This window comes from Anabaena sp. AL09, assembly GCF_001672255.1.
In the GTDB taxonomy this organism is placed as follows: Bacteria; Cyanobacteriota; Cyanobacteriia; order Cyanobacteriales; family Nostocaceae; genus Dolichospermum; species Dolichospermum lemmermannii.
On sequence record NZ_LJOQ01000063.1, the window covers coordinates 1 to 641 of the forward strand.

Below are 641 nucleotides of genomic sequence, written 5' to 3' on the forward strand. Positions count from 1 at the left end.
GAAAGATATTACTAAGGTTCATTGTAGTGACGGATATAGCTACGTTTGACTACGGAAAACTACAATTTTATGAGATTAAATGCAGAGACTAACTCAAGTCGAACTATTAACACATCTACCCAAGGTTCGACTTTAGCGGACATTCTCGAAAGGGTTTTAGATAAGGGCATTGTGATTGCTGGCGATATTTCTATATCTATCGCATCCACCGAACTTGTACATATTCGAATTCGCTTGTTAATTTCCTCTGTGGATAAAGCCAAGGAAATGGGCATCAATTGGTGGGAAAGCGATCCTTATCTTAGCACTAAGGCTCAACGTTTGGTTGAAGAAAATCAACAACTTCAGCATCGTCTAGAGAGTCTAGAGGCAAAGCTAAATTCACTGACATCTTCTAGTGTGAAAGAGGAAATCCCCTTAGCAGCAGATGTTAAAGATGATTTGTATCAAACCAGTGCAAAAATTCCATCACCTGTAGATACACCAATTGAAGTTCTAGATTTTCAGGCTCAAACCAGTGGGGGAACTCCACCATATGTAAATACATCAATGGAAATTCTCGATTTTCCGGCTCAAACCAGTGCAGAAAGTTCATCACCTGTGGTTTCAACCGTGGAAATTCTCGATTTTCCGGCTCAAAC

General features: G+C 39.9%; 1 protein-coding gene. It reads left to right on the forward strand.

Going from position 1 to position 641, the window contains the following annotated elements; translation table 11 throughout:
- Nucleotides 1–69: 69 nt before the first annotated feature.
- A partial coding sequence (locus tag AN490_RS12545) for a gas vesicle protein (RefSeq protein WP_300003636.1) occupies nucleotides 70–641 on the forward strand: 572 nt, incomplete at its 3' end.